This is a genomic window from Streptomyces sp. S6 (genome assembly GCF_054880855.1).
The window spans coordinates 1-21,866 of the sequence record NZ_JBTYMC010000098.1; the positions used below are offsets into that span (position 1 = coordinate 1).

Annotated in this window: 23 protein-coding genes and 1 pseudogene; 6 read left to right on the forward strand and 18 right to left on the reverse strand. The window is 70.5% G+C overall.

Annotation, left to right across the window (positions count from 1 at the left end):
- The 4 genes from ACVNF4_RS16235 to ACVNF4_RS16250 all read right to left on the reverse strand — a co-directional run.
- A partial coding sequence (locus ACVNF4_RS16235) for an NAD(P)-binding domain-containing protein (RefSeq protein WP_461803516.1) occupies positions 1-504 on the reverse strand: 504 nt, incomplete at its 3' end.
- Positions 505-608: 104 nt separating this feature from the next.
- Positions 609-1,115 carry a MarR family winged helix-turn-helix transcriptional regulator gene (locus ACVNF4_RS16240; protein ID WP_461803517.1) on the reverse strand — a complete coding sequence of 169 codons (507 nt, stop codon included), beginning with the start codon at positions 1,113-1,115 and terminating at the stop codon, positions 609-611.
- Between the two features lie 37 nt (positions 1,116-1,152).
- Entirely contained in the window at positions 1,153-1,809 is a 657-nt protein-coding gene (locus ACVNF4_RS16245; RefSeq protein WP_461803518.1) for a maleylpyruvate isomerase N-terminal domain-containing protein, read from the reverse strand.
- A gap of 45 nt (positions 1,810-1,854) precedes the next feature.
- Positions 1,855-2,304 carry a MerR family transcriptional regulator gene (locus ACVNF4_RS16250; RefSeq protein ID WP_461803519.1) on the reverse strand — a complete coding sequence of 150 codons (450 nt, stop codon included), beginning with the start codon at positions 2,302-2,304 and terminating at the stop codon, positions 1,855-1,857.
- A 28-nt stretch (positions 2,305-2,332) separates the two neighbouring features.
- Here ACVNF4_RS16250 and ACVNF4_RS16255 point away from each other — a divergent pair, with 28 nt between their 5' ends.
- Positions 2,333-3,103, forward strand: coding sequence for a methyltransferase domain-containing protein (locus ACVNF4_RS16255; RefSeq protein WP_461803520.1), 771 nt, complete (start codon positions 2,333-2,335; stop codon positions 3,101-3,103).
- Between the two features lie 7 nt (positions 3,104-3,110).
- Here ACVNF4_RS16255 and ACVNF4_RS16260 read toward each other — a convergent pair whose 3' ends face one another.
- From ACVNF4_RS16260 to dhaK, 5 genes are all read right to left on the reverse strand, one after another.
- Positions 3,111-4,280, reverse strand: coding sequence for a macrolide family glycosyltransferase (locus ACVNF4_RS16260; protein WP_461803521.1), 1,170 nt, complete (start codon positions 4,278-4,280; stop codon positions 3,111-3,113).
- Positions 4,281-4,450: 170 nt separating this feature from the next.
- Positions 4,451-5,086 carry a CatB-related O-acetyltransferase gene (locus ACVNF4_RS16265; RefSeq protein ID WP_461803522.1) on the reverse strand — a complete coding sequence of 212 codons (636 nt, stop codon included), beginning with the start codon at positions 5,084-5,086 and terminating at the stop codon, positions 4,451-4,453.
- Positions 5,087-5,162: 76 nt separating this feature from the next.
- Entirely contained in the window at positions 5,163-5,570 is a 408-nt protein-coding gene (gene dhaM / locus ACVNF4_RS16270; RefSeq protein WP_461803523.1) for a dihydroxyacetone kinase phosphoryl donor subunit DhaM, read from the reverse strand.
- The gene (gene dhaL / locus ACVNF4_RS16275) at positions 5,567-6,190 is read right to left on the reverse strand and encodes a dihydroxyacetone kinase subunit DhaL (RefSeq protein ID WP_461803524.1); all 624 of its coding nucleotides are present in this window, start codon (positions 6,188-6,190) and stop codon (positions 5,567-5,569) included. The genes dhaM and dhaL overlap by 4 nt, the downstream gene beginning before the upstream one ends.
- Before the next feature lie 26 nt (positions 6,191-6,216).
- Positions 6,217-7,209, reverse strand: coding sequence for a dihydroxyacetone kinase subunit DhaK (gene dhaK, locus ACVNF4_RS16280; RefSeq protein WP_461803525.1), 993 nt, complete (start codon positions 7,207-7,209; stop codon positions 6,217-6,219).
- A gap of 410 nt (positions 7,210-7,619) precedes the next feature.
- Between dhaK and ACVNF4_RS16285 the strand changes: the two genes are divergently transcribed.
- Positions 7,620-9,587 carry a serine/threonine-protein kinase gene (locus ACVNF4_RS16285; RefSeq protein WP_461803526.1) on the forward strand — a complete coding sequence of 656 codons (1,968 nt, stop codon included), beginning with the start codon at positions 7,620-7,622 and terminating at the stop codon, positions 9,585-9,587.
- A 108-nt stretch (positions 9,588-9,695) separates the two neighbouring features.
- On the opposite strand, the pseudogene ACVNF4_RS16290 reads toward ACVNF4_RS16285, so the two are convergent.
- The 4 genes and pseudogenes from ACVNF4_RS16290 to ACVNF4_RS16305 form a co-directional block, all read right to left on the reverse strand.
- A pseudogene (locus tag ACVNF4_RS16290) lies at positions 9,696-10,149 on the reverse strand (transposase); the annotation flags it as partial.
- Positions 10,150-10,674: 525 nt separating this feature from the next.
- On the reverse strand, positions 10,675-10,923 hold the full coding sequence (locus tag ACVNF4_RS16295) for a hypothetical protein (RefSeq protein WP_461803527.1): 249 nt from the start codon (positions 10,921-10,923) through the stop codon (positions 10,675-10,677).
- A 179-nt stretch (positions 10,924-11,102) separates the two neighbouring features.
- Positions 11,103-11,753, reverse strand: coding sequence for a peroxiredoxin-like family protein (locus tag ACVNF4_RS16300; RefSeq protein ID WP_461803528.1), 651 nt, complete (start codon positions 11,751-11,753; stop codon positions 11,103-11,105).
- 109 nt (positions 11,754-11,862) lie between these two features.
- The gene (locus ACVNF4_RS16305; RefSeq protein WP_461803529.1) at positions 11,863-12,009 is read right to left on the reverse strand and encodes a hypothetical protein; all 147 of its coding nucleotides are present in this window, start codon (positions 12,007-12,009) and stop codon (positions 11,863-11,865) included.
- Positions 12,010-12,174: 165 nt separating this feature from the next.
- On the opposite strand from ACVNF4_RS16305, the gene ACVNF4_RS16310 reads away from it, so the two are divergent.
- The gene (locus ACVNF4_RS16310; RefSeq protein ID WP_461803530.1) at positions 12,175-12,774 is read left to right on the forward strand and encodes a TetR/AcrR family transcriptional regulator; all 600 of its coding nucleotides are present in this window, start codon (positions 12,175-12,177) and stop codon (positions 12,772-12,774) included.
- Positions 12,775-12,792: 18 nt separating this feature from the next.
- Here the strand turns inward: ACVNF4_RS16310 and mctP are convergent, their stop codons facing one another.
- Complete coding sequence (gene mctP, locus ACVNF4_RS16315; RefSeq protein WP_461803531.1) at positions 12,793-14,409, reverse strand: monocarboxylate uptake permease MctP; 1,617 nt, start codon at positions 14,407-14,409, stop codon at positions 12,793-12,795.
- 88 nt (positions 14,410-14,497) lie between these two features.
- On the reverse strand, positions 14,498-15,067 hold the full coding sequence (locus ACVNF4_RS16320) for a cation:proton antiporter (RefSeq protein WP_461803532.1): 570 nt from the start codon (positions 15,065-15,067) through the stop codon (positions 14,498-14,500).
- Between the two features lie 52 nt (positions 15,068-15,119).
- On the opposite strand from ACVNF4_RS16320, the gene ACVNF4_RS16325 reads away from it, so the two are divergent.
- A complete protein-coding gene (locus ACVNF4_RS16325; protein WP_461803533.1) occupies positions 15,120-15,761 on the forward strand; it encodes a transposase family protein in 642 nt (213 codons plus the stop codon).
- Positions 15,762-16,232: 471 nt separating this feature from the next.
- The gene (gene fahA / locus ACVNF4_RS16330; protein WP_461803534.1) at positions 16,233-17,411 is read left to right on the forward strand and encodes a fumarylacetoacetase; all 1,179 of its coding nucleotides are present in this window, start codon (positions 16,233-16,235) and stop codon (positions 17,409-17,411) included.
- A 2-nt stretch (positions 17,412-17,413) separates the two neighbouring features.
- Here the strand turns inward: fahA and ACVNF4_RS16335 are convergent, their stop codons facing one another.
- Positions 17,414-18,103, reverse strand: coding sequence for a glycoside hydrolase family 75 protein (locus ACVNF4_RS16335; RefSeq protein ID WP_461803535.1), 690 nt, complete (start codon positions 18,101-18,103; stop codon positions 17,414-17,416).
- A 442-nt stretch (positions 18,104-18,545) separates the two neighbouring features.
- Here ACVNF4_RS16335 and ACVNF4_RS16340 point away from each other — a divergent pair, with 442 nt between their 5' ends.
- A complete protein-coding gene (locus tag ACVNF4_RS16340) occupies positions 18,546-19,067 on the forward strand; it encodes a hypothetical protein (RefSeq protein ID WP_461803536.1) in 522 nt (173 codons plus the stop codon).
- Between the two features lie 3 nt (positions 19,068-19,070).
- Here the strand turns inward: ACVNF4_RS16340 and ACVNF4_RS16345 are convergent, their stop codons facing one another.
- Positions 19,071-19,610 carry a PadR family transcriptional regulator gene (locus tag ACVNF4_RS16345; protein ID WP_461803537.1) on the reverse strand — a complete coding sequence of 180 codons (540 nt, stop codon included), beginning with the start codon at positions 19,608-19,610 and terminating at the stop codon, positions 19,071-19,073.
- Positions 19,611-19,631: 21 nt separating this feature from the next.
- Complete coding sequence (locus tag ACVNF4_RS16350) at positions 19,632-21,647, reverse strand: oxidoreductase (protein WP_461803538.1); 2,016 nt, start codon at positions 21,645-21,647, stop codon at positions 19,632-19,634.
- Positions 21,648-21,866 lie beyond the last annotated feature (219 nt).

The window sequence follows — 21,866 nt, forward strand, 5'->3', positions numbered from 1 at the left end:
CTCGCCGTCGACCTTCGCGCTGATCGCCTCGAACATCGGGCCCAGCACCGCGTACGACTCCGCCGACCCGCCCGGCATGATCGACGGCCCGTGCAGCGCGCCCTCCTCACCGCCCGAGACGCCGACTCCCACGAAGTGGATGCCCTGTTCACGCAGCGCGGCCTCCCGGCGGCGGGTGTCCGCGAAGTGCGCGTTGCCCCCGTCGATGATCATGTCCCCGGCCTCCAGGAGCGGCGCGAACTCCTCGATCACCGCGTCCGTCGCCTCACCCGCCTGCACCATCAGCATCAGCCGACGCGGACGCTCCAGCGCCGCCACGAACTCCTGTGCGCTCTCAGCCGGGACGAAGTCCCCCTCATGCCCGAACTCTTCCATGAGCGCGCGGGTGCGCCCCGCACTGCGGTTGTGGACCGCCACCGTGTAGCCGTGACGGGCGAAGTTGCGCGCCAGGTTACGGCCCATGACTCCCAGGCCGGTGACGCCGATCGATGCGGAAGCGCTCATCTGCTGTACCTGTCCTTGTCCCTGTCGGGTATGCGGATACGACTCGAAAGCCTAGACAGCGTCGGCGACGGGAGCCACGTCCCGTATCTCACTCGATGCGCCCGCTATCGCCTCCGCCAGGGCAGCGTCCGCTCGTGTTCGCCGGTCTCGTCGATGCGGTGGAGCGCCGCGCTGATGGCCTCGCCGATCTCCGCGAGCTGGCCGACCTGGTCCGGTGTGAGGGCGTCGAAGACCGCCTGGCGGACCGCCTCCACGTGTCCGGGGGCGACTTCCTCCAGGAGGCGTACGCCTTCGGGGGTGAGGGCGGCGAGCTGGTTGCGGCGGTTGCTCGGGCAGTCGCGGCGGTCGACGTAACCGGCCTCCTGGAGGCGGGTGACGGCGTGGGTGAGGCGGCTGCGGGTGATCCGGAGGCGTTCGGCCAGCTCGGACATGGTGAGCTGGTGCTCCGGGGCCGAGGAGAGGACCGCCAGCAGGACGTAATCGGCGTGCGTCATGCCCGCGTCCCGGCGCAGCTGGCGGTTGAGGTGGTCGGCGAGGTGGGTGGAGAACTCGACGTAGGCGAGCCATGCCCGTCGTTCCTCGGGGTCCAGCCAGCGGGGCGTCGCATTCATGAGCGTGATGGTAATCGGCTACCTTCCCGTCACCCGTTCACCCCACGACGAAGGGGAGCAGAGCGGCCGTCTCCCCCAGTTCGGCCCGTTCCGCACCGGTCGGAGCGCGCCGTCCCGTGGCGATCAGCAACGTGTCCGTGTCGGAGAAGGATTCGGGGAACGTCGTCCCGGCGATCCGCTCCAGCATCCCCCGCACCGACGCGAGCCCCTCGGCAGGCGGCCCCTCCGCGCCGGGGAGGTGAGCGACGAGGTCGAAGTGGTGCAGCGTCCACTCCAGGACGTACGCGGAGAGGTAGTCCTCGGCGGTGAGCACCATGTCCTGCGTGGCGACCCGGAGTTCGGGCGCGGCCAGCCCCGCGGCACGCCCGGCCGCCGAGCCGACGTCGTCCAGATGGAACTTCAGCAACGCCGGGTCCTCGTAGGCCGCTGCCAGCCGGACCGTCAACGCGTCGAGCGGGTCGTCTCCGGTCGGCGGGGTGTCGGTGAGGTGCCAGTAGGTGACCGCGTCGTGCGTCGCCTCCGCGTCGGACGGCGTGGCGAGCGTGATCAGCACGTCCTGCGCGTCGATCACCAGGTGACACACCAGGTCCCGAACGAGCCACCCCGTACACCCGGACGGCCGCGCGAAGTCCTCGTCGGAGAGCCCCGCGACGGCCGTCCGCAGCGCGGTCCACGTCTGCGTGAAGAGGTCCATCCGGGCACGCTACTTCAGCGACCCGGCCTTCCGGCACGCGACGACTCAGCTGTGGCTTGTTCCGCTCCCGCTTTCCTCTGACAACTCCTCTGCGGAGCCGGTGCGTTCGGCGATACGCCGTCGGTAGTTCGGGCACTCGGTGACGTCCTCGTACCCACAGTTCAGGCCCCCTTCGACGAACTCCAGGGACTTCTGGGCCGCCGCGATCCTCCGTCGCAGGTCTTCGGCCACAGGACGCAGGATGTCGTGCCGGGTGGCGCGGTCGACCGTAGGGTGCAGGCTCCTGATGGTCGCCAGGCCGAGTCCGGCCTCCTTCAGCATGAGGATCGCTGCCACGCGGGTGACGTCGCCGGCACCGTAACGGCGGCGACCGGCGGTGTCCCGTCCCGGGTCCAGCAGGCCCATCGTCTCCCAGTGCCGCAGGACGTGGGTGGCCAATCCGAAGCGGGCCGCGAGGGCTCCGATGCTCAACGTGCCGTCGTCGCTTGACTTCATGTCGGCATTAAGTCGGAGCATGACGGCCATGTCCATGAATCAGGAAGCGGCGGAAAAACTCTGCGGCACCGAAGCGCTGTTGGCCGTCCTCGACGTCGCGGAGCGGGCACCGGACGCCGTCCGGCTGCGGGACCGCTCCTACGAACTACTCTCCCTCGTACCGGGTTCGGCCGTCGTGGATGTCGGCTGCGGCGCCGGGAGGGCTGTCGCCGAGCTGGCCGGGCGCGGGGTACGAGCGGTGGGTGTGGACCCGGATCCGGGGATGCTGGCCGTGGCTCAAGAGCGGTGGCCGCAGGGCGAGTTCCGGAAGGCGGGTGCGGAGGAGCTGCCCTTCGACGAGGGGAGCCTGCGTGGTTACCGTGCCGACAAAATCCTCCACCTCCTCAGGGAGCCGAGACGCGCGGTGGCGGAGGCTCGGCGGGTGCTGTGTCCGGGTGGCCGGATCGTCCTGGTCGGTCAGGACTGGGACGCGATCATGATCGACTCGGACGACGCCGTGCTCACCCGCAGGATCGTGCACGCCCGAGCCGACCTCCTGAGCACGCCTCGCGCCGGTCGCGAGTTCCGCGGCCTTCTCCTGGACCACGGTTTCAGCGATGTCACGGTCGAGGCGCACACCAGCGTCTTCACCGACCCTGCGATGCTGCCCCTGGCAACGAGACTCGCCGAGTCGGCCTCCGCCGGGGGTGCCGTCGACCGTGACAGAGCGGACGTCTGGCTCACCGAACAGCGTCGGCGGGCGGAGACGGACCGTTTCCTCGTGGCCGTCCCGTTCTTCGTGGCCGCCGCCTCCGCCTAGGAGCCGCTTACTTCAGCAACTCCTCCACCAGGTCCGCCGCGCGGCTCGTGCCTCCCTCCGCGCGGGCCGCCGCCTTCAGCTCCGCCGACCGGCGGGCCACCTCCGGGTCGCCGGTCAGTTGCAGCAGGGCGGCTCGGAGGGCCTCCGCCGTCGCGTTCGGGGTGTCGAGGCGGTGGGCCACACCCAGTTCGACGAGGCGGTCCGCGTTCATGAACTGGTCGACGGCCTGGGGGACGGCGATCATGGGGACGCCGGCGTGGAGGCCCTCGCCGCAGCCGCCCATGCCGGCGTGGGTGACGAAGGCGTCGGCGTGCTGGAGGATGGCGCGCTGGGGGACCCAGGGGTGGACTTCGGTGTTGGCCGGGATGTCGCCCAGGACGGCGGGGTCGGTGTATTTGCCGATCTGGAGGACGACGTGCCAGCCGGGGAGGTCGCCGAAGGCGGCCAGGCACTGGCGGTAGAACTCGGGTCGGCGGGTGAACGCCGATCCGAGGGAGACCAGGAGGATCTTCTCCGCGTCGGCCGGGCGGGGCCAGTTCTCTTCCGTGGGGTCGAAGCAGGGGCCGACGAAGGTGACGGTGCTCGTGTCGACGCGGTCGGCGTGCGGCTGCATGGCGCGGGTGATCGTGGCGACCGTGTGCGCGGGGCGGCCCGCGAACTCCTCCATGGTCGGGGTCGTCGCCCCGCACTCCTTGAGCCACGCCTCGAACCGAGCCCGGTACGCGTCCGCGCCCGGCAGGGCGAAGAGGTGCGCGGCGACCTCGTCCTCGTACCCCTCCCAGGCCACGAAGGTCGGGGAGAGCTGCATGAGGGGGCGGTCCTGGGACTCGGCGAGGGCGCGGGCCGCGTACGCGCCGATGTCGTACAGGTAGAGGTCGGCCGGGTCGTCGTCGTAGACGGCGCGGAGCTGTGGGAGGGCCTGGATCCCCTCGTCCAGGAAGCAGGACATCGCCGCGATGGGGTCCTCGGGCCAGTCGTTGTCGGCGACCGGGAGGACGGACGTGTACGGGACGAGCCGCGCGCCGGTCGGCTCGATCAGGTGGGCGACGGCGGGGTCGTTCGCGTAGGTGACGCGGTGGCCGCGGGCGACCAGTTCACGGATGACGTCGAGGCTGGGCAGGACGTGGCTGACGGCGGGGACGCCGATCATCGCGATATGGGCACGGCGACGTGACATGGGCGATCACACTCGTTTCAGGTCTACGGAATGGCGGACGAGGACACGACGAAGCGCGGCCCGGCGGCGTTGCGCGGGGCGCTGTGCAGGGGGTCGTGTCAGCCGTAGAGCTGAGCGATGTGTGCCATGCGGACGACCTTAGCCGGGCCGCCCGCGTCCCCGCATCCGGATTACGGCGCCGCCGCCTCCAACTCGTCGACGCTGCCCGACATCACCGTCCGGATGTGCGCGGTGAGGTGCTCCAGCGGCCAGTCCCACCAGGCCAGCGCGAGCAGCCGGGCGACGTCCGTGTCGCTGTAGCGGGTGCGGATCAGGCGGGCGGGGTTGCCGCCGACGACGCCGTAGTCGGGGACGTCGGAGGTGACGACGGCGCCGGTCGCGACGATCGCGCCGTGTCCGATCCGCACGCCGGGCATCACGGTGACGCCGTTGCCGAGCCACACGTCGTTGCCGACGACCGTGTCACCTCGGTTCGGCAGGCCCGTCAGCAGGTCGAAGTGGTCGGCCCAGGCGCCGCCCATCGTGGGGAACGGGAACGTGGAGGGGCCGTCGCTGCGGTGGTTGGCGCCGTTCATGATGAACCGGACGCCGGTCGCGAAGGCGCAGAACCGGCCGATGACGAGGCGTTCGGGGCCGTAGTGGTAGAGCACGTTCCGCGTCTCGAAGGCCGTCGCGTCGTCCGGGTCGTCGTAGTAGGAGAACTCGCCGACGTCGATCAGCGGGGAGGTGACCTGTGGTTTCAGCAGGGCGACGCGGGGCTGGCCGGGCATGGGGTGGAGGGTGCCGGGATCGGGGAGTACGGGCATGGCGGGGCTTTCTCTCGGAGGCGGGCGGGTGCCAAAAAACCATGATCACGCGCACGGCACCCGCCGGCCCACCGATTTACACCTTGCGGTACGCGTACGCCTCCCCGGCCGCCGCCTCCACCGCCGTCAGGTCGGCTCCGGTCGCCGCCGTCACGGCCGCCGCGATCGCGCCCTCGACGAAGGGGGCGTCCAACAGCCGGATGTCGTGCGGGAGTTCGTCGTCCTCCAGGAGTGCCTTGACGGTGAGGACGGCGCTGCCGAGGTCGGCGAGGACGGCGACGCCCGCGCCCCGGTCGACCTCGGCGGCGGCTCGCGCGATGAGCGCGGCGCTGGTCCCGAACCGGCCGTCCTCGGTCCCCCCGGCGGCGGCGACCGGCACGTCCGTGCCGTCACCGACGAGACCGCGCGCGAGGTCCGCGACGGACTCGGCGACGGTGGCGCTGTGCGAGACCAGGACGATCCCGACGAGTTTCCGCTCGCTCATGAACTGCTGTCCTCCCCTTGCCCTTGTTCCCGGCTGTCGGCCAGCGCCGCGATCAGCAGGGCCGCCGAGGTCGCCCCCGGGTCCTGGTGACCGACGCTACGCTCGCCGAGATAGCTCGCGCGTCCCTTGCGTGCCTGGAGCGGTACGGTCGCCGCCGCCCCCTGCTCGGCCGCGTCCCGTGCCGCCGCGTACCCGGCGTCCAGTGCGTCCACGGCCGGGAGCAGCGCGTCGATCATGGTCTTGTCGCCCGGCGCGGCCCCGCCGAGCCGCATCACGGCCTGCACCCCCGCGCGCAGGGCCGCCGCGAACTCGGCGTCGCTGACCTCGGGGATGTCCCCGAGGGCCTTGCCGGTGCCGCGCAGCAGCGTCCCGTACAGCGGGCCCGAGGCTCCGCCGACGGTGGAGATGAGCTGGCGTCCGGCGAGTTGCAGCACCGCGCGCGGCGTCGAGGGCTGCTCCTTGTCCAGGACTGCCGTCACCGCGGCGAACCCGCGCCGCAGGTTGGCGCCGTGGTCGGCGTCGCCGATGGGTGAGTCGAGTTCGGTGAGCCGGTCGGCCTCGCGGTCGATCGAGGCGGCGGCCGTGGTCAGCCAGCGGCGGAAGAAGTCGGCGTCCAGCACGGGAACTCCTCGTTCGGTTCGGAGGCTCACATGCCCCAGCGCAGTCCGGCCGTGCTGACCGGTGCCTTCCACAGCCTCAGCAGTTCCTCGTCGATCTGGCAGAGCGTGACGGACGCGCCCGCCATGTCCAGCGAGGTGACGTAGTTGCCGACCAGGGTGTGCGCGACGTGCACGCCGCGCTCCGCGAGCACCCGCTGCACCTCGGCGTTGAAGCCGTACAGCTCCAGGAGCGGGGTCGAGCCCATGCTGTTGACCAGGACGAGGACCGGGTTGCGGGGGTTCATGTCCTCCAGGATCGCGTGGACGGCGAAGTCGGCGATCTCGCCGGACGTCATCATGGGGCGGCGTTCGCGGCCGGGTTCGCCGTGGATGCCGATGCCGAGTTCCAGCTCGCCCGGCGGGAGGTCGAAGGTGGGGGAACCCTTGGCGGGGGTGGTGCAGGCGCTCAGTGCGACGCCGAAGCTGCGGGAGTTCTCGTTGACCTGCCGGGCGATCGACTCGACGCGCTCCAGCGGCTGTCCCTCCTCGGCCGCCGCGCCGGCGATCTTCTCCACGAACAGGGTCGCGCCGGTGCCGCGCCGGCCTGCGGTGTAGAGGCTGTCGGTGACGGCGACGTCGTCGTTGACGAGGACCTTCGCGACCTGGATGCCCTCGTCCTCGGCGAGTTCGGCCGCCATCTCGAAGTTGAGGACGTCCCCGGTGTAGTTCTTCACGATGAACAGCACCCCGGCGCCGCTGTCCACGGCCGCCGCCGCGCGCACCATCTGGTCCGGCACCGGCGAGGTGAAGACCTCCCCCGGACAGGCGGCCGACAGCATCCCGGGCCCCACGAACCCGCCGTGCAGCGGCTCGTGCCCCGAACCGCCGCCGGACACCAGGGCCACCTTCCCCGCGACCGGCGCGTCCCGCCGCACGATCACCCGGTTCTCGACGTCCACGACCAGCTCGGGGTGGGCTGCGGCCATCCCCCGCAACGCGTCGGCGACCACGGTCTCCGGAACGTTGATCAGCATCCTCATGGGTATCTCCTAGTAACGTTGGCAGACCAGTTCCTGGCCGGCGTTGTAGCAGGTCAGATCTAGTTTGCTGATTTCTGATCCTGACGGTCGGGGGCGAGTGACAGCGGGGTTGGCACTGACTCGATGCTGACTTGGATGACAGGTTGTCAGACATACCTGACCGGGGGTGACCGTGCGGATCATAGTCACCCTTACCGCAGTATCGACCTTGCTCACACGAAGGTCACGTGGGCGGGTGCAGCCGACGATGACAAAGTGTGTGATGCGCACAGGTGGCTCCAGCCAATACACAAGGTGCCGCTGCTCGTTGAGGCGCCCTGCGGATAACATCCAGCCGCGAGGACATGGTGGTGTATCCGAAAAGTGCCGCTCCTCGCAGCTCTTCTTCGTGGAACAGGAACGGACTCTCTGTGAGCGCTGCCCGCTCCGGTGGGCGTGTGCAGCCCGCCCACCCCGGTGACCCCCGGCAGGTCGGCCCGTACCGGATCGTCGGACGTCTGGGTGCGGGAGGCATGGGCGTCGTGCACGCCGGGCTAGATCCCGCAGGAGCGCGCGTCGCCGTCAAGGTCATTCATGCCCCGCTGGCGGGGGATCCGGAGTTCCGGGCCCGTTTCCGCCGTGAGGTGCAGCTGTCCGCCCGCGTCCAGGGCCCCTGCCTGGTGCCCGTCCTCGCGGCCGACCCCGATGCCGAGTCCCCCTGGCTGGCCACCGCCTACGCCCCCGGCCTCACCCTCGACCGGCACCTCGCCGCGCACGGTCCCCTCACCGCCGCCACCCTGTACGCCTTCGCCGCCGGCACCGCCCAAGCCCTCGCCGCCATCCACGCGGCCGACGTCGTCCACCGGGACGTCAAACCGCAGAACGTCGTCCTCACCCCGGCCGGCCCCCGCCTCCTGGACTTCGGCATCGCGCACGCCGCCGACGGCACTTCGGTGACCCGCACCGGCACCATGACCGGGACACCCGGCTGGATCAGCCCCGAGCACTACCGCACCGGTACCGCCGGTCCCGAGGGGGACGTGTTCGCCTGGGGCTCCCTCGTCGCCTACGCGGCCACCGGCCGCCCGCCCTTCGGCACCGGCGCCCCCGACGCGGTCGCCTACCGCGTCATATCCGCCGACCCCGACCTCGACGGCCTCCCCGAACCCCTCCGCGACATCGCGGAGAAGGCCCTCGGCAAGGAGCCGGACAGCCGGCCGACCGCGCAGGAGACGGCCCGGCACTGCGCCGGGCTCCTCGCCTCGCAGGCCACCCAGATCGTCCCGGCCGACGCGCAGCCGACCCTGGCAGGTGATCCCGTCGCAGCCGTGTGGGACGTACCGGCCCTGAACGACCCACCCTGGCGCGCTCCCGTCCGCCGAAGCCGACGCGCGGTGGTCGTCCTCCTAGCAGCCGCCCTCGTCGGCGGGGTGGTGGGCGGGGCTCTCACGCTCCGGCCCGACCACGCAGTCCCCTCGTCGAACGCCGGACATCCCAGTGCGGGCGCCACCGTCACCACGTCCGCCGGGACGTCCGCGCCACCCCGCATACCGGCAGACGATCCGAAACCGTCGTCCACCGCGGACGGCGGGGAAGCAACCGTCGCCACCTGGCACACGGCCGGACGCGCCAAGGGGGAGGCGGAGTTCGAGACCGAGGCCGCTCTCAGCCATGACGTCAGCCTGGGTGTCGGTGAGGAACAAGGTTATGCAGGCGAGTACGCGATGAGCTTCGCCCGGCCCCGCAAGGAGATCTACATCGCGATCGAGGGACCCTCTCCCGCACCGCACATCGTGCAGGCCGTGGCCAAGAACTCGTGCCTCGTCCTGCGCATGATGGCAGACCTCTACCCGAGCCTCCCCTACGACGAATACGTCCTGGTGGACAACACGACCCCCGCGGCACCCGCGATCGTGTGGGAGGACGACTTCCGCACCAACACCGCCTGCGCCACCCAGGCGAGCGACCGCAGCACCCCCGACCCGGTCCGGGCATCGGACTGGCAGCCCACCGAACGCGGCCTCCGAGCCGCACAGATCCCCAGCACCGACAAAGACGAGATCCGTGTGGCCACCGACGCGGTCCGCGAACTCTTCACCGAGTGGAACGGCAACTCCCGCCTCTTCCGCGACCCCCGCTATATCAACGACGCCAACACCAGCATCGGCTTCGCTCCCGACGAGGCGACGATGTACGTGTGGGCGACCAAACCGGAATGGGACCAGGACACGAGATCCGAATGGGGACGCACCGCCGCCGACGTGGCCTGCCGAGCCGTCCTCACCGAATCCCGCACCCGCAAGGAATGGCCTTATATCCAGTACGCGGTGGCGGTGCTGGACCACGACGGTGGCATCCAGTTCCTCGACTGGGACTCCATCGGAAACTGCGCGACCTGAAGGCAGCGAGGCAGCCCGCTCAGAATCCCGCGACGACCTGGACGACGAGCAGTGTGGTCACGGCAGTGCCGAGCATCGTCAGCGCTAGAGATCTTCATTGGCGGGGGGTTACGGCGGTTGGAGGTCGAGTCCGGTCTTGGCGACGAGCCCTTCGATGAGGCAGGACCAATACTGCATTCGTTTCAGCCGGGTCTTCACCAGTGCGGTGAGCTGGTCGAGACTGTGTCTGGTGAGGTTGGCCAGGGATCTCTTCAGGTGCGACCACACGCCCTCGACCGGGTTGAGCTCCGGTGCGTACGGCGGCAGCTGGTAGACGGTCAGCCAAAATCGCGCGGCGGTCAGCTCCCGCATGGGCGTGGCTGACGTGCGTGTTCGGGTTGTCCCGCACCCGGACGACGGGGCCGCCGGCCTGCTGGTGTACGCCATCCAGCAGGCCGGCGCAGTGGGTCTCCGGTGAAGCCCTTACGCCGGCCCTGGTGCAGCTCAGCACGGCCATCGAGACGTGTCTGGTGCCCTGGGCAGTGACCTTCACGACGGGTGTGTCACCCCGGCGGCCCAAGGTGTGAGCTGTGCAGCCACCTGCCTGCCCTCGAAGCCGATGGCACCGACCGCCAGACCCATGTCGCCATCGAGCTCCTGATCGACGCCGGCCGTCGCCCGAACGAAATCTGCGCCTTGCCGTTCGACTGCCTCACCCATGGCGAGGGCGGCAAGCCCATCCTGGTCTGCAACAACTACAAGGAGCACCGGTTCGGCCGCCGTCGACCTGCGACTGCAGTTGGAGGAGCGCACCGAGGAGCTCGCGGCGGCTCGTAGCACCAACCGCGAGCTGATGATAGGGCTGGAACAGGCCAACCACCGTCTGATCGCTCTCCGGGCGGCGGCAGGTCTGAGCCAGGAGGAGCGCGGTCACGCTACCTGCCTCGGATATTTGCCCGGACCGTACGGCGTCCACGGCGTTCACCAGGGGGATTCACGCCACGGCCGTCCCCGATCTCGGTGTCGTCTCGGTGCAGCCGCCCAGGGCGCAGGTCAGTGGCGAGGAAGAGGTGCGTCCGGGCGCTCGTCATGGCCGGCGGAGGATCGATCACGCCCAGCGCGTGCAGGGTACCGACGAGCACGCCGGTATCCTCCTCCAGCTCCCGGCGGGCCGCTCGCGGTGGCTCCTGGCCTGCGCTGCCGCCACCGGCAGATGCCGGCCCCTGCGGCGCTGGAGGTAGAAGTCGTCCTCGACGATCGCGACTCGCCCGTGACCGTCGAGCGCGACCGCACGGACCGTGTCGTCCACGCTGATGTGCTCGTAGAAGCCTGTGCCGACCCTGTCCAGCTTGACCACCGTGTCCCGGTGGAGCCTCAGGAACGGGCCCCGTGGACCACCTCGCTTGAAAACTGCACCCACTCGCCCATGACCACTCCCCAGTCGTGGCTCGGGCCCAGGCGGACCCGGCGCCGGACGCCACCGGATCTCCTGGATTCAGGCGCAGGCGGGCCTCAGGGAAGCCGGCTTTCAGGGGATCAGCCCACTGCGTCAAGTGCGGCGAGGATGTCGGCGGGTTCGGCGCGGGTGGTGTAGTCGGAGTCGACGAAGGCCCAGCGGATGGTGCCGTCGCCGTCGATGACGTAGGTCGCGGGCAGCGGCAGGGTGCGCGGGTGGCCGTCGTTGACGCGCTGGAGATCGAAGCCGAGCTTGTCGTAGACGGCGGCAAGGTCGTCGGGGAGATCGAAGGCGAGGCCGTACTGCTTGGCGGTGTCGGAGCCGATGTCGCTGAGGACGTCGAAGGCGAGGGCGTGCTTCTCGGCCAGAGTGATCGACTCGTCGGGGATCTGCGGGGAGACGGCCACCAGGCGCGCACCGCGCGCGGTGATGGCCTCATGGTGCTGCTGGAGGGAGCGCAGGGCGATGTTGCAGTACGGACACCAGGCACCGCGGTAGAAGGTCAGAACGACCGGGCCGTCAGCGAGCAGGTCGTTCAGGGGAAGGATGTGTCCGGTCGCGGAAGGGAGGCTGAAGTGCGGCGCCCGGTCGCCGACGGTCAGCGCGCGGTCGGCCTGGCCGGAGTCGGTGAGTTCCTGGCTTGCCCGCTGCATGATCTCCCGAATCTCTGCGGGGATCTGCTGCTGACGGGCTTCGTAGAAGGTGCGCAGTTCCGCGTTCAGGGTGGTCATGGCGCTGGTTCCTCCTGGCTGACGGCTGGAGCAGGGCAAATCTTAAAATGACCGTTCCAAGATAAGGGCATGCATGGCCCCGCGCCAGCCGCACGGAGAGGTCAATCGGTCACAGGCTGGTGAACGGGTGGTGGTCGGCCAGGGCGAGAGCGCGGACGAAGGCGGCGAAGTGGGCCATGCGACGGGCGAGGAAGCGGCGGAAGCGGGGGGTCTGCGACCCGTACGCGGCCACCCAGAGGGCTGGTATGCGATTCATGGGGGCATGGTCCCGGCACGCGGCGCCTGTCAGGCGGATCGTGGACGAAGCTGGACGCCTTCACGCAGGTGGGCGGCCCGCCCCGCTCTGTGCCCGGCAGGACCTTTGCGGCGGGGCGAACGCGGAGTATCTTGGAATCCTTATTTCAAGATGGCGGGGTGAAACGTGCCGGACATCAAGCACTTCGATCCGGACGCCGCTCTGGAGACCGTGGTGCGGCTGTTCTGGCGGCAGGGCGTGGCCTCGACCGGGATCCAGGACGTGGTGACGGCGACCGGGCTCAACCGTTCCAGCCTGTATGCCACGTTCGGCGGCAAGCAGGAGCTCTACCTCGCCGCGCTGCGCCACTACCTGGAGCAGCGGTCCCAACCGATGTTCCGGCACCTGGCCGAGGACGAGCGGGGGCTGTCGGCCGTCTCCGAGTTCTTCGGCGGCCTGATCGAGGCCCGCTGCTCGGGCGAGTACGCCCGCTGGGGCTGCATGGTCTCCAACGCCCACGCCGGTGCCGAGAATAGCGATCCGGCGGTACGTGCCGTCCTGGATCAGCACCACCAGGAGTTGCGGGACGCGCTGTACGCGGCGCTCGTCACCGCCGAGCGCCAGGGGCAGCTCGCCCCCGGCGCCGATCCCGGCGCTTCCGCCGATCTGCTGGCGCTGCTCGCCTACGGCGTCAACCTGCGCTCGCGTGCCGGTGCCGACGCCGCGACACTGACCAGCACGGTGACCGCCGCCCTGGACTCGATCGCCGACCGGGCGTCGGCATAGCCTGCGTCGACCCGGCCCTCAGCTCGGCTTGGAGGCCGGTGAAGCACCCGGGCGGAGGACGGGGGTGGTCTGTGCTTCCGTATCCGCCGTGTAATCCCCGGGCGACGTGACGTCGATGCCCTCGGGAGCCTTCGCGGCCTTCAGGACGGAGGTCAGGACCACCGTGACGGCGGCGTTGAGGACAAAGGCCGTGAGGCCGATGTAGCCGATCTCGCCGATGGCGGGGATCATCTTCGCGGAGCCGCCGAAGTGCTTCTGGGTCGGCGAGGCGACACCGTAGGCCGCGACCGTGCCGTAGATCATGCCGACCGCCCAGCCGACGAGCAGCGCCCACCGGTGGAACCAGCGGGTGAACAGGCCGCCGACCAGGGCCGGGAAGGTCTGCAGGATCCAGATGCCGCCCAGGAGCTGGAAGTTGATGGCGACCGTCTTGTCCATGGTGAGGACGAAAACCAGCGCGCCGACCTTCACCAGCAGGGACACCAGCTTGGAGACCCGGGTCTCCTGCTCGGGCGTCGCGTCCGGCTTGATGAAGTCCTTGTAGATGTTGCGGGTGAAGAGGTTCGCCGCCGCGATCGACATGATCGCGGCCGGGACCAGTGCGCCGATGCCGATCGCCGCGAAGGCCACGCCCGCGAACCACGCCGGGAACATGTTCTCGAACAGCTGCGGAATCGCCAACTGGCCGTTGGTGACCTTGACTCCGGCCGCGATCGCCATGAAGCCGAGCAATGCCAGCAGGCCGAGCATGAGGGTGTAGAGGGGCATGACCGTCGTGCTGCGCCGGATCACTTCACGGCTGCGGGACGACAGCGTCGCCGTGATCGAGTGCGGGTACACGAACATGGCCATGGCCGAGCCCAACGCCAGTGTGGCGTACGTCCATTGCCCCTCCGCGGCCGGCAGCAGTCCGCCCGCACCGGCCGTGGCGTACTTCTTGTCCGCCGCGGCGAAGATCTCGTCGAAGCCGCCCAGCTTGATCGGGATGTAGATGATCGCGACGACGATGACGACGTAGATCAGTGTGTCCTTGACGAAGGCGATCATGGCGGGGGCGCGCAGCCCCGACGAGTAGGTGTACGCCGCCAGCACGCCGAAGGCGATCAGGAGGGGGAGGTCCTTGACGAACCAGTTGGTGTTCTCGCCACCGCCGACACCCATCACGTCCAGCACGGCCTGGATGCCGACGAGTTGGAGCGCGATGTACGGCATCGTCGCCAGGATGCCGGTGAAGGCCACGGCGAGCGACAGGCCCTTCGAACCGAACCGGCCACGGACGAAGTCGGCTGTGGTGACGTACCCGTGCCGGTGGCACACCGACCACAGGCGGGGCAGGAAGGTGAAGATCAGCGGGTAGACGAGGATCGTGTACGGCACCGCGAAGAAGCCGGCCGCGCCCGCCGCGTAGACGGCCGCGGGGACGGCGATGAAGGTGTACGCCGTATAGACGTCGCCGCCGAGCAGGAACCACGTGATCCAGGTGCCGAACGACCGGCCGCCCAGTCCCCATTCGTCGAGGCTGTGTTCGTTGTCGGGTCTGCGCCAGCGTGAGGCGAGAAAGCCCATGACGGTGACGGCCAGGAAGAAGAAGAAGATGAAGACGGCGAGGGCGACACCGTTCACGCCGTTGGGCATGGCTGCTCCCGTGCGGGGACAAGGTGTTTCGGGCAGGTGATCGCGTGAGGGCCGGCCGGGCGCTTGCGCGTCCGGCCGGCTGTGTGGGTCAAGCGTGAACGGGCTCTGACTCAGGCGCGGTCGATCCGGAGGCGGCCTTGTCGTTCGAGGCCGGAGGAGACATCCACTGTTCGAGTCGCTCGGGCAGCGCCCAGCGGTACAGCGGTACGGCGCCGGCGGTGGTGATGACCGCGACCAGGACCAGCATGGAGAAGACGTCCTTGCTGATCATTCCTTGGGCGAGGCCGATGTTGATGAAAATGAGGATCATCAGGCCGCGGGCGTTCATCAGGCCGCCGACCGCCCAGGACTCGCGCCAGGAGAAGCCGATACCGCGCATGGCGAGGGCACAGCCCGCGTACTTGCCGACGAAGCCGGCCGCGAGGATCAGCAGGAACGGCCCGATCATGGCCCAGCCGGCGACGCCGCCGAGTTCGGTGTTGAGGCCGGAGAAGGCGAAGAAGATGGGCAGGAGCAGGACGCAGACGATGTCCATCATGCGGTTGTGCAGGGCCGCGCGGAAGGCGGGGTTGCGCGGCATGGCGAGTCCGGCGATGAAGCCGCCGAAGACCGAGTAGATGCCGATGTATGAGGGGCCCCGGAGTTTCCGGACAGGCACCCAATAGAAGTACTAGAAGCAGCAGGAACCGGCCGCCGATGCGGAACTGACGGTGAACGAGCGGGCGCGCCTGAAGGAACTCGAACACCACAACCGCGAAATGGAGATGGAAAACTCCTTCCTGGTAACAAGGCGGCCCCGTGACTCAGGAAGCTCCTTGCCGCTGCGGGGGCGTCAACCTTCCTGCGGAGCAAAGAGCTTCGTGGTCACCAACGAGGCGCTGGACACGCTCACACCAATCCCCACCCGGCGCTGTGCCGCTGTTGCCACCGCGGCCAACCCGGACCCGCTGTACAGCGGCAAACACCGCGACCACGGCATAGACGTGCAGGCACTGACCACGACCGACGGTGAACTGGTTTTCCTGGGCCGGGCCCGGCCCGGTTCCACCCACGGCCTGAGCGCCGCCCGCGCGGACGGCATCCTGGACACAGTCACCGCCGCCGACGTGGAGACCACCGCCGACTCCGCCTACCAGGGCGCCGACGGCACCGTCCGCACCCCGGTCAAGCGCCCGCCGGGAAAGGGCCACAACGGTTGGGGGAAACAGGCGAATTCCGCTCTGGCCAGACTCCGCGTCGCGGCCGAGCACCCCTTCGCCATGCTCAAGCGCCGGCGTGCTCCTGACCGGCTCCGCATCAGCCTGAACCGGACCACGGCAGCCATCGTCTTGTTCGATTGTCGGCCATGGTAGGAGCCACTCGGAGACTAACGGGCGAGGCGGGGCCCTGCCCTCGGGAACGTCCGCACCATCGGGGAAGTGGTCTAGGGTCCGGATCTCGACCCGGCCCTCGTCGAAGACGGTGATGCCGACGTAGACGTAGACCGGTGTGTCCCAGCCGATGTGCAGGACCCCGGTGACTCCCTGGTTCGGGTCCCACAGGGGACCGTGCGGGGCGATGCCTCAGACCCGGATGTCGGCCGCGCCGGCGAAGCCGCCGTGCGCGTCGCCCGGCGCCGGTACGTACTCGCAGGCGGTGACGTGGACGGTGGAGTCGGGAACCACCCCCTCCCGGTGGTACCGGCGACTCGCCTCCCCATCGTGAAGCCCGCACGAATGACCGGCACCTTCTCCGTGCGGCTGCCTTGACGCCCCCCGGAGTGCGACCTAGCGTGCGGTGATCACGCGGCCCCGGTCCGCGTGACGCCGGCAGAAAGGTCCGCCATGCGGCTCTCCGTACCGGACGACTCCCTCTTCGGACCCGCGAACCTGCCCTACGGCGTCTACTCCCGCCCCGGCGCCGCGCCCCGCGTCGCGACCCGGTACGGCGACCACGTCGTGGACCTCGCGCTGCTCCTCGGGGACGACGTCTTCGCGGCGCCCTCGCTGAACCCGTTCATGGCGCAGGGGTACGACCGCTGGACGGCCGTCCGCGCCGCGCTCACCGAGGCGCTCGCGGGGGATGTCCCGGCCGAGGCCGTGCACCCCCTCGACGGTGTCACCCTCCACCTCCCCTTCGAGGTCGCCGACTACGTCGACTTCTATGCCTCCGAGCACCACGCGGCCAACCTCGGCCGGCTCTTCCGCCCCGACAACCCCGAGCCGCTGCTGCCCAACTGGAAGCATCTGCCGGTCGGTTACCACGGCCGCTCCGCCTCGGTCGTCGTCTCCGGGACGGACGTCGTACGCCCCTGCGGGCAGCGCAAGGCGCCCGGTGATCCGGCGCCCGTGTTCGGGCCGTCGGCGCGGCTCGACATCGAGGCGGAGGTGGGGTTCGTGGTGGGCACCGGCAATGCGATGGGCGTGCCGGTGCCCGTCGCGGACGCCGAGTCGCACCTTTTCGGCGCCGTCCTCTTCAACGACTGGTCCGCCCGGGACATCCAGGCCTGGGAGTACGTCCCCCTCGGGCCCAACCTCGGCAAGTCCTTCGCCTCGACGGTCTCGGCGTGGGTGGTCCCGATGCTCGCGCTGACGGAGGCGAAGGTGCGCACGCCGGTCCAGGAGCCGGCCGTCCTGCCCTATCTCGCCCTGGACGAGCCCTGGGGGCTGGACATCGCCCTGGAGATCGAGTGGAACGGCGAGACCGTCTCCCGTCCGCCGTACTCCGCGATGTACTGGTCCCCGGCGCAGATGCTGGCGCACCTGACCGTCAACGGCGCCCCCACCCGCACCGGCGACCTCTTCGCCTCGGGCACGGTCTCCGGTCCCGCGAGGGACCAGCGCGGCGCGTTCATCGAGCTGACCTGGGGCGGCGCCGAGCCGGTCACCGTCGCGGGGGAGAAGCGGACGTTCCTGGAGGACGGGGACGAGGTGGTGCTGCGGGCGAGCGCGCCGGGGGCGGGCGGGGCGCGGATCGGGTTCGGGGAGGCGCGGGGGCGGGTGGTGGCTGCCGTGACCGTGTGACGTCACCGCCTGTCCTGGCGGACGAACAGCTTCGCCAGCCGCTCCCCCACCGCCACCGCCTCCTGCCGGTCCTCGATCGGCTTGACCCGCGAGTCCTTGAACACGATGTACGTGACCCCCGAGGCCACACCCCCGCTGCGCGGGTCGGCCGGGATCCCGAGGGCCTTGGCGGTGGCGTAGGAGGCTTCGCCGATGATGTCGTCGGGCCCGGTGTCACCGACGACGGCGTACTGGACCCGGCCCCGGTAGACCACGGCGGCGACGGACCCGGCGTGCACCCCGCTGTCGCGGTGGTTCCACACGGCGCTCTTCATCGGGACGACGATGTAGGGCAGCGTCTCCGCGCTGAGCTGGCGTCCGTCGGACTGCTGGAACGCGGTGGTCGGCGCGAACAGGGGGTCGGCGTCCCGGTTGCAGATCCGGCCGGGACGCCCGTCGCAGTCGATGTCCATGTCGGCCTTCCAGAACACGGCGTCCCGGGTGCCGCAGACGGGGACGGTGCGCGGGGACCCGTCGTCGAGGCGGTACTTGCCGCGTGAGACGGGGTCGCAGTCGCGCACCTTGGCCAGCAGGTCGGCCGCCTCGACGGGGCCGTCCGGGGTGGGCAGCCCGAACGCCTGGGGGACGGCGGGCGAGGTGGGCGCCAGCAGGGCGAGGCAGGCGGCGGCGAGTGTCAACGACTGGGGACGCACGTAGAGAAACCCTCTCCGCGGGGGGATTTTGACGGACACTCAGGCAAATCTGGTGCCGCCCCGCCCCTTCGGCCACCTCAAGGGGGCCGTACGGTGCACGCGGTCTGACGGTCCGACAGGGGGCGGGGGCCGGAGCAGTCCTGCGCCCCGGCCGCCCGGCCGCCCACGCCGGCGCGGGATCAGCGACGACAGCGGCCCGCGCCACCGGCTCGAACTCGTGGATTCCGACGGAGAGTTCGGCCGTGAAGAGCCTCAGCATACGTAACCCGTGCGGCGGTCCCGCGCGGGGTGGCCCGTTGCGCCGTCCGGAGGAATCCGTCACCTGCCCGGCGGCTGCCGGGGTGCGAGGCCCGCCGGGGGCGCTTTGGCTTCGTCCGAGGCAGCACGGCCGTACCCGACCCCCGGCGGAGAACCGCCGACCGTGCCGCCGGGAGGGCATCCGATGCGCACACTTCAGCTTCTCGTCGGCGCCGGGGCGAGCGCGGCGGCCGTCGCGCTGGCCGCGGGTCCGGCGTCCGCCGCCGGGATCTCGGTGAGTACGACGGGGTCGACGGTCTCGGTGGTGACCAGCACCTGTATCTCGCAGGTCAGCGGCAGCTACGGCACCGCGTCCCTGCTGACCGCGAGCCAGACGAGCTTCAGCCAGGGCCGCCAGGTGGCGCTGTCGGGGACGACGGTGAGCCAGTCGGCAGCGTGGACGAGCGTCACCCCCGGCACCTACACGGTGCAGGTCCGCTGCGCCGACGGCCGCAGCGCGGGCTCTCAGACGATCATCGTGTCGGCCTCCTCCGCGCCGACGACCTCCTCGACGACCGCCCCTTCCCGGGGTGTCCTCGGCGGGCTCGGCGGTGGCATCCAGGACTACGGGACGGCGACCCTCGCGGCGGGCGGCGCGCTGACCGGGCTCGGGGTGCTGGCGGCGGGGTGGTTCCTGCGCAGGCGGCGGCGTCCGTACCGGCTCTGAACGTCAGCTGTCCTCTGCGGGGAGTTCCGACAGAGCCTGGCTCAGCCACTTCGTCCAGAACGTCTCCAGCTCGATGCCCGCGCGCAGGACCAGGTGCTGAAGCCTGGCCTGCGCGCTCTCGTCCCCGGGCGGGAAGTCGCGGGCCTCGATCTCCTCGTACTCGGCCAACTGGCGTCTGTGGAGGTCGAGATGGCGGGTGAGGTCTGCGGTGAGCCCTGCAGTGCCGACGACGGCGGCTGCGCGCAGGCGCAGGAGGGTGGCGTCGCGGTGGGGTCTGGGGTCCTGGGGTCCGGCCGTCCAGCGGGCGAGTTCGGCGCGGCCTTCGGGGAGGACCTCGTAGGACTTCCTCTGGCCTCGGGCGGGGGCCTCGGAGGGGAGGGTCCGGATGTGGCCCTCCGCCTCCAGTTTTCCCAGCTCGCGGTAGATCTGCTGGTGCGTGGCCGACCAGAAGTACCCGATCGACCGGTCGAACCGGCGGGTCAGCTCCAGCCCCGACGACGGCTTTTCGAGCAGGGCGGTGAGGATCGCGTGCGGGAGTGACATGCGGTCATCCTAGGGAGGGCCCTACAGGGCGGCGGCGATCTCGGTGCCCTGCTTGATCGCCCGTTTCGCGTCCAGTTCGGCGGCGACGTCGGCTCCCCCGATGAGGTGCGGGGTGCGGCCTGCGGCCACCAGCGCGTCGTACAGGTCCCGGCGGGGCTCCTGCCCGGTACACAGGACGACCGTGTCGACCTCCAGGACGGTGCTGTGGCCGTCGACCGTGATGTGGAGGCCGGTGTCGTCGATCCGGTCGTAGGTCGCGCCGGGGGTCATCGTCACGCCCCGGTGCTTGAGTTCGGTCCGGTGGATCCACCCTGTGGTCCTGCCGAGGCCCGCGCCGACCTTGGTGGTCTTGCGCTGGAGGAGGTGGACCGTGCGGGGCGGGGTGGGGCGGTCGGGGGTGGTGAGGCCGCCGGGGGTGGTGTGGTCGAGGTCGACGCCCCAGGTGCGGAAGTAGGTCGCCGGGTCCTCGTGGGCCTTGTCGCCGCTGTCGGTGAGGTGTTCGGCGACGTCGAAGCCGATGCCGCCGGCGCCGAGGATCGCGACGCGGTCGCCGACGGGGGCGTCGTCGCGCAGGACGTCGAGGTAGCCGAGGACGCTGGGGTGGTCGACGCCGTCGATGCCGGGGACGCGGGGGACGACGCCGGTGGCGACGACGATCTCGTCGTAGGACATCAAGTCCCCCGCCTCCGCACGCGTGTTGAGGCGGACGTCGACCTGATGGGCCGTCAACTGGTGGCGGAAGTAGCGGATCGTCTCGTCGAACTCCTGCTTGCCGGGGACCTTGCGGGCGACATTGAGCTGGCCGCCGATGTCGGTCGCGGCGTCGAACAGGGTGACGGCGTGGCCGCGTTGGGCAGCGGTGACGGCGCAGGCGAGTCCGGCGGGGCCGGCGCCGACGACCGCGACGCGTTTGCGCAGGCGGGTCGGGGAGAGGGTCAGCTCGGTCTCGTGGCAGGCGCGGGGGTTGACCAGGCAGGAGGTGATCTTGCCGCTGAACGTGTGGTCCAGGCATGCCTGGTTGCAGCCGATGCAGGTGTTGATGGCCTCGGGGGTGCCTGCGGCGGCCTTGTTGACGAACTCCGGGTCGGCGAGCATCGGGCGGGCCATGGAGACCATGTCGGCGACGCCGTCGGCGATCAACTCCTCGGCGAGTTCCGGGGTGTTGATGCGGTTGGTGGTGACGAGCGGGATCGCGACCTCGCCCATCAGCTTCTTCGTGACGAACGTGTACGCGCCGCGCGGCACCGACGTCGCGATGGTCGGGATGCGGGCCTCGTGCCAGCCGATGCCGGTGTTGATGAGGGTGGCGCCCGCCGCCTCGACGGCCTTCGCGAGGGTGATGACCTCGTCGAGGGTGGAGCCGCCGGGGACGAGGTCGAGCATGGAGAGCCGGTAGACGAGGATGAAGTCCTCCCCGACGGCCTCGCGGACCCGCCGGACGATCTCGACGGGGAACCGCATCCGGTTCTCGTAGGAGCCGCCCCACTCGTCGGTGCGGTGGTTGGTCGGCGCGGCGACGAACTCGTTGATCAGGTAGCCCTCGGAGCCCATGATCTCGACGCCGTCGTATCCGGCGGCGCGGGCGAGGCGGGCGGTGCGGACGTAGTCGTCGATGGTCTTCTCGACCTCGGCGGCGGTGAGTTCGCGGGGCGTGTGGGGGCTGATCGGGGCCTTGAGGGCGCTCGGGGCGACGAGGTCGGGGTGGTAGGCGTACCGGCCGAAGTGGAGGATCTGGAGGGCGATCCGGCCGCCCTCGGCGTGCACGGCGTCGGTGACGACGCGGTGGCGCCCGGCCTCCTCCTCGGTGGTGAGCTTGGCGCCGCCGGGGTAGGGGCGGCCCTCGTCGTTGGGGGCGATGCCGCCGGTGACGATGAGGCCCACTCCCCCGCGCGCTCGTTCCGCGTAGAAGGCGGCCATCCGCTCGAAGCCGCGCTCGGCCTCCTCCAGGCCGACGTGCATCGAGCCCATGAGGACCCGGTTGGGCAGCGTCGTGAAGCCCAGGTCGAGCGGGGTCAGCAGATGCGGGTAGCGGCTCATGGCGCCCTCCTCGGCGGGTGTGCCCTTCCGTTGTAGAGGGCCGGACGCCATTATGCAACTAGTTGCAAAACTCAGCCGCGGACGGCCCGCCCGAGCCCCGACCAGGTCCGGGAGGCCGCCGCCGCGACCCGGCGGACGTCCGCGCCCAGCCGCACGGTGTCGATGTGACCCCGGCGGCCCGCGACGGAGAGCGCGGCGACGAGGCGCCCGGCGCGGTCC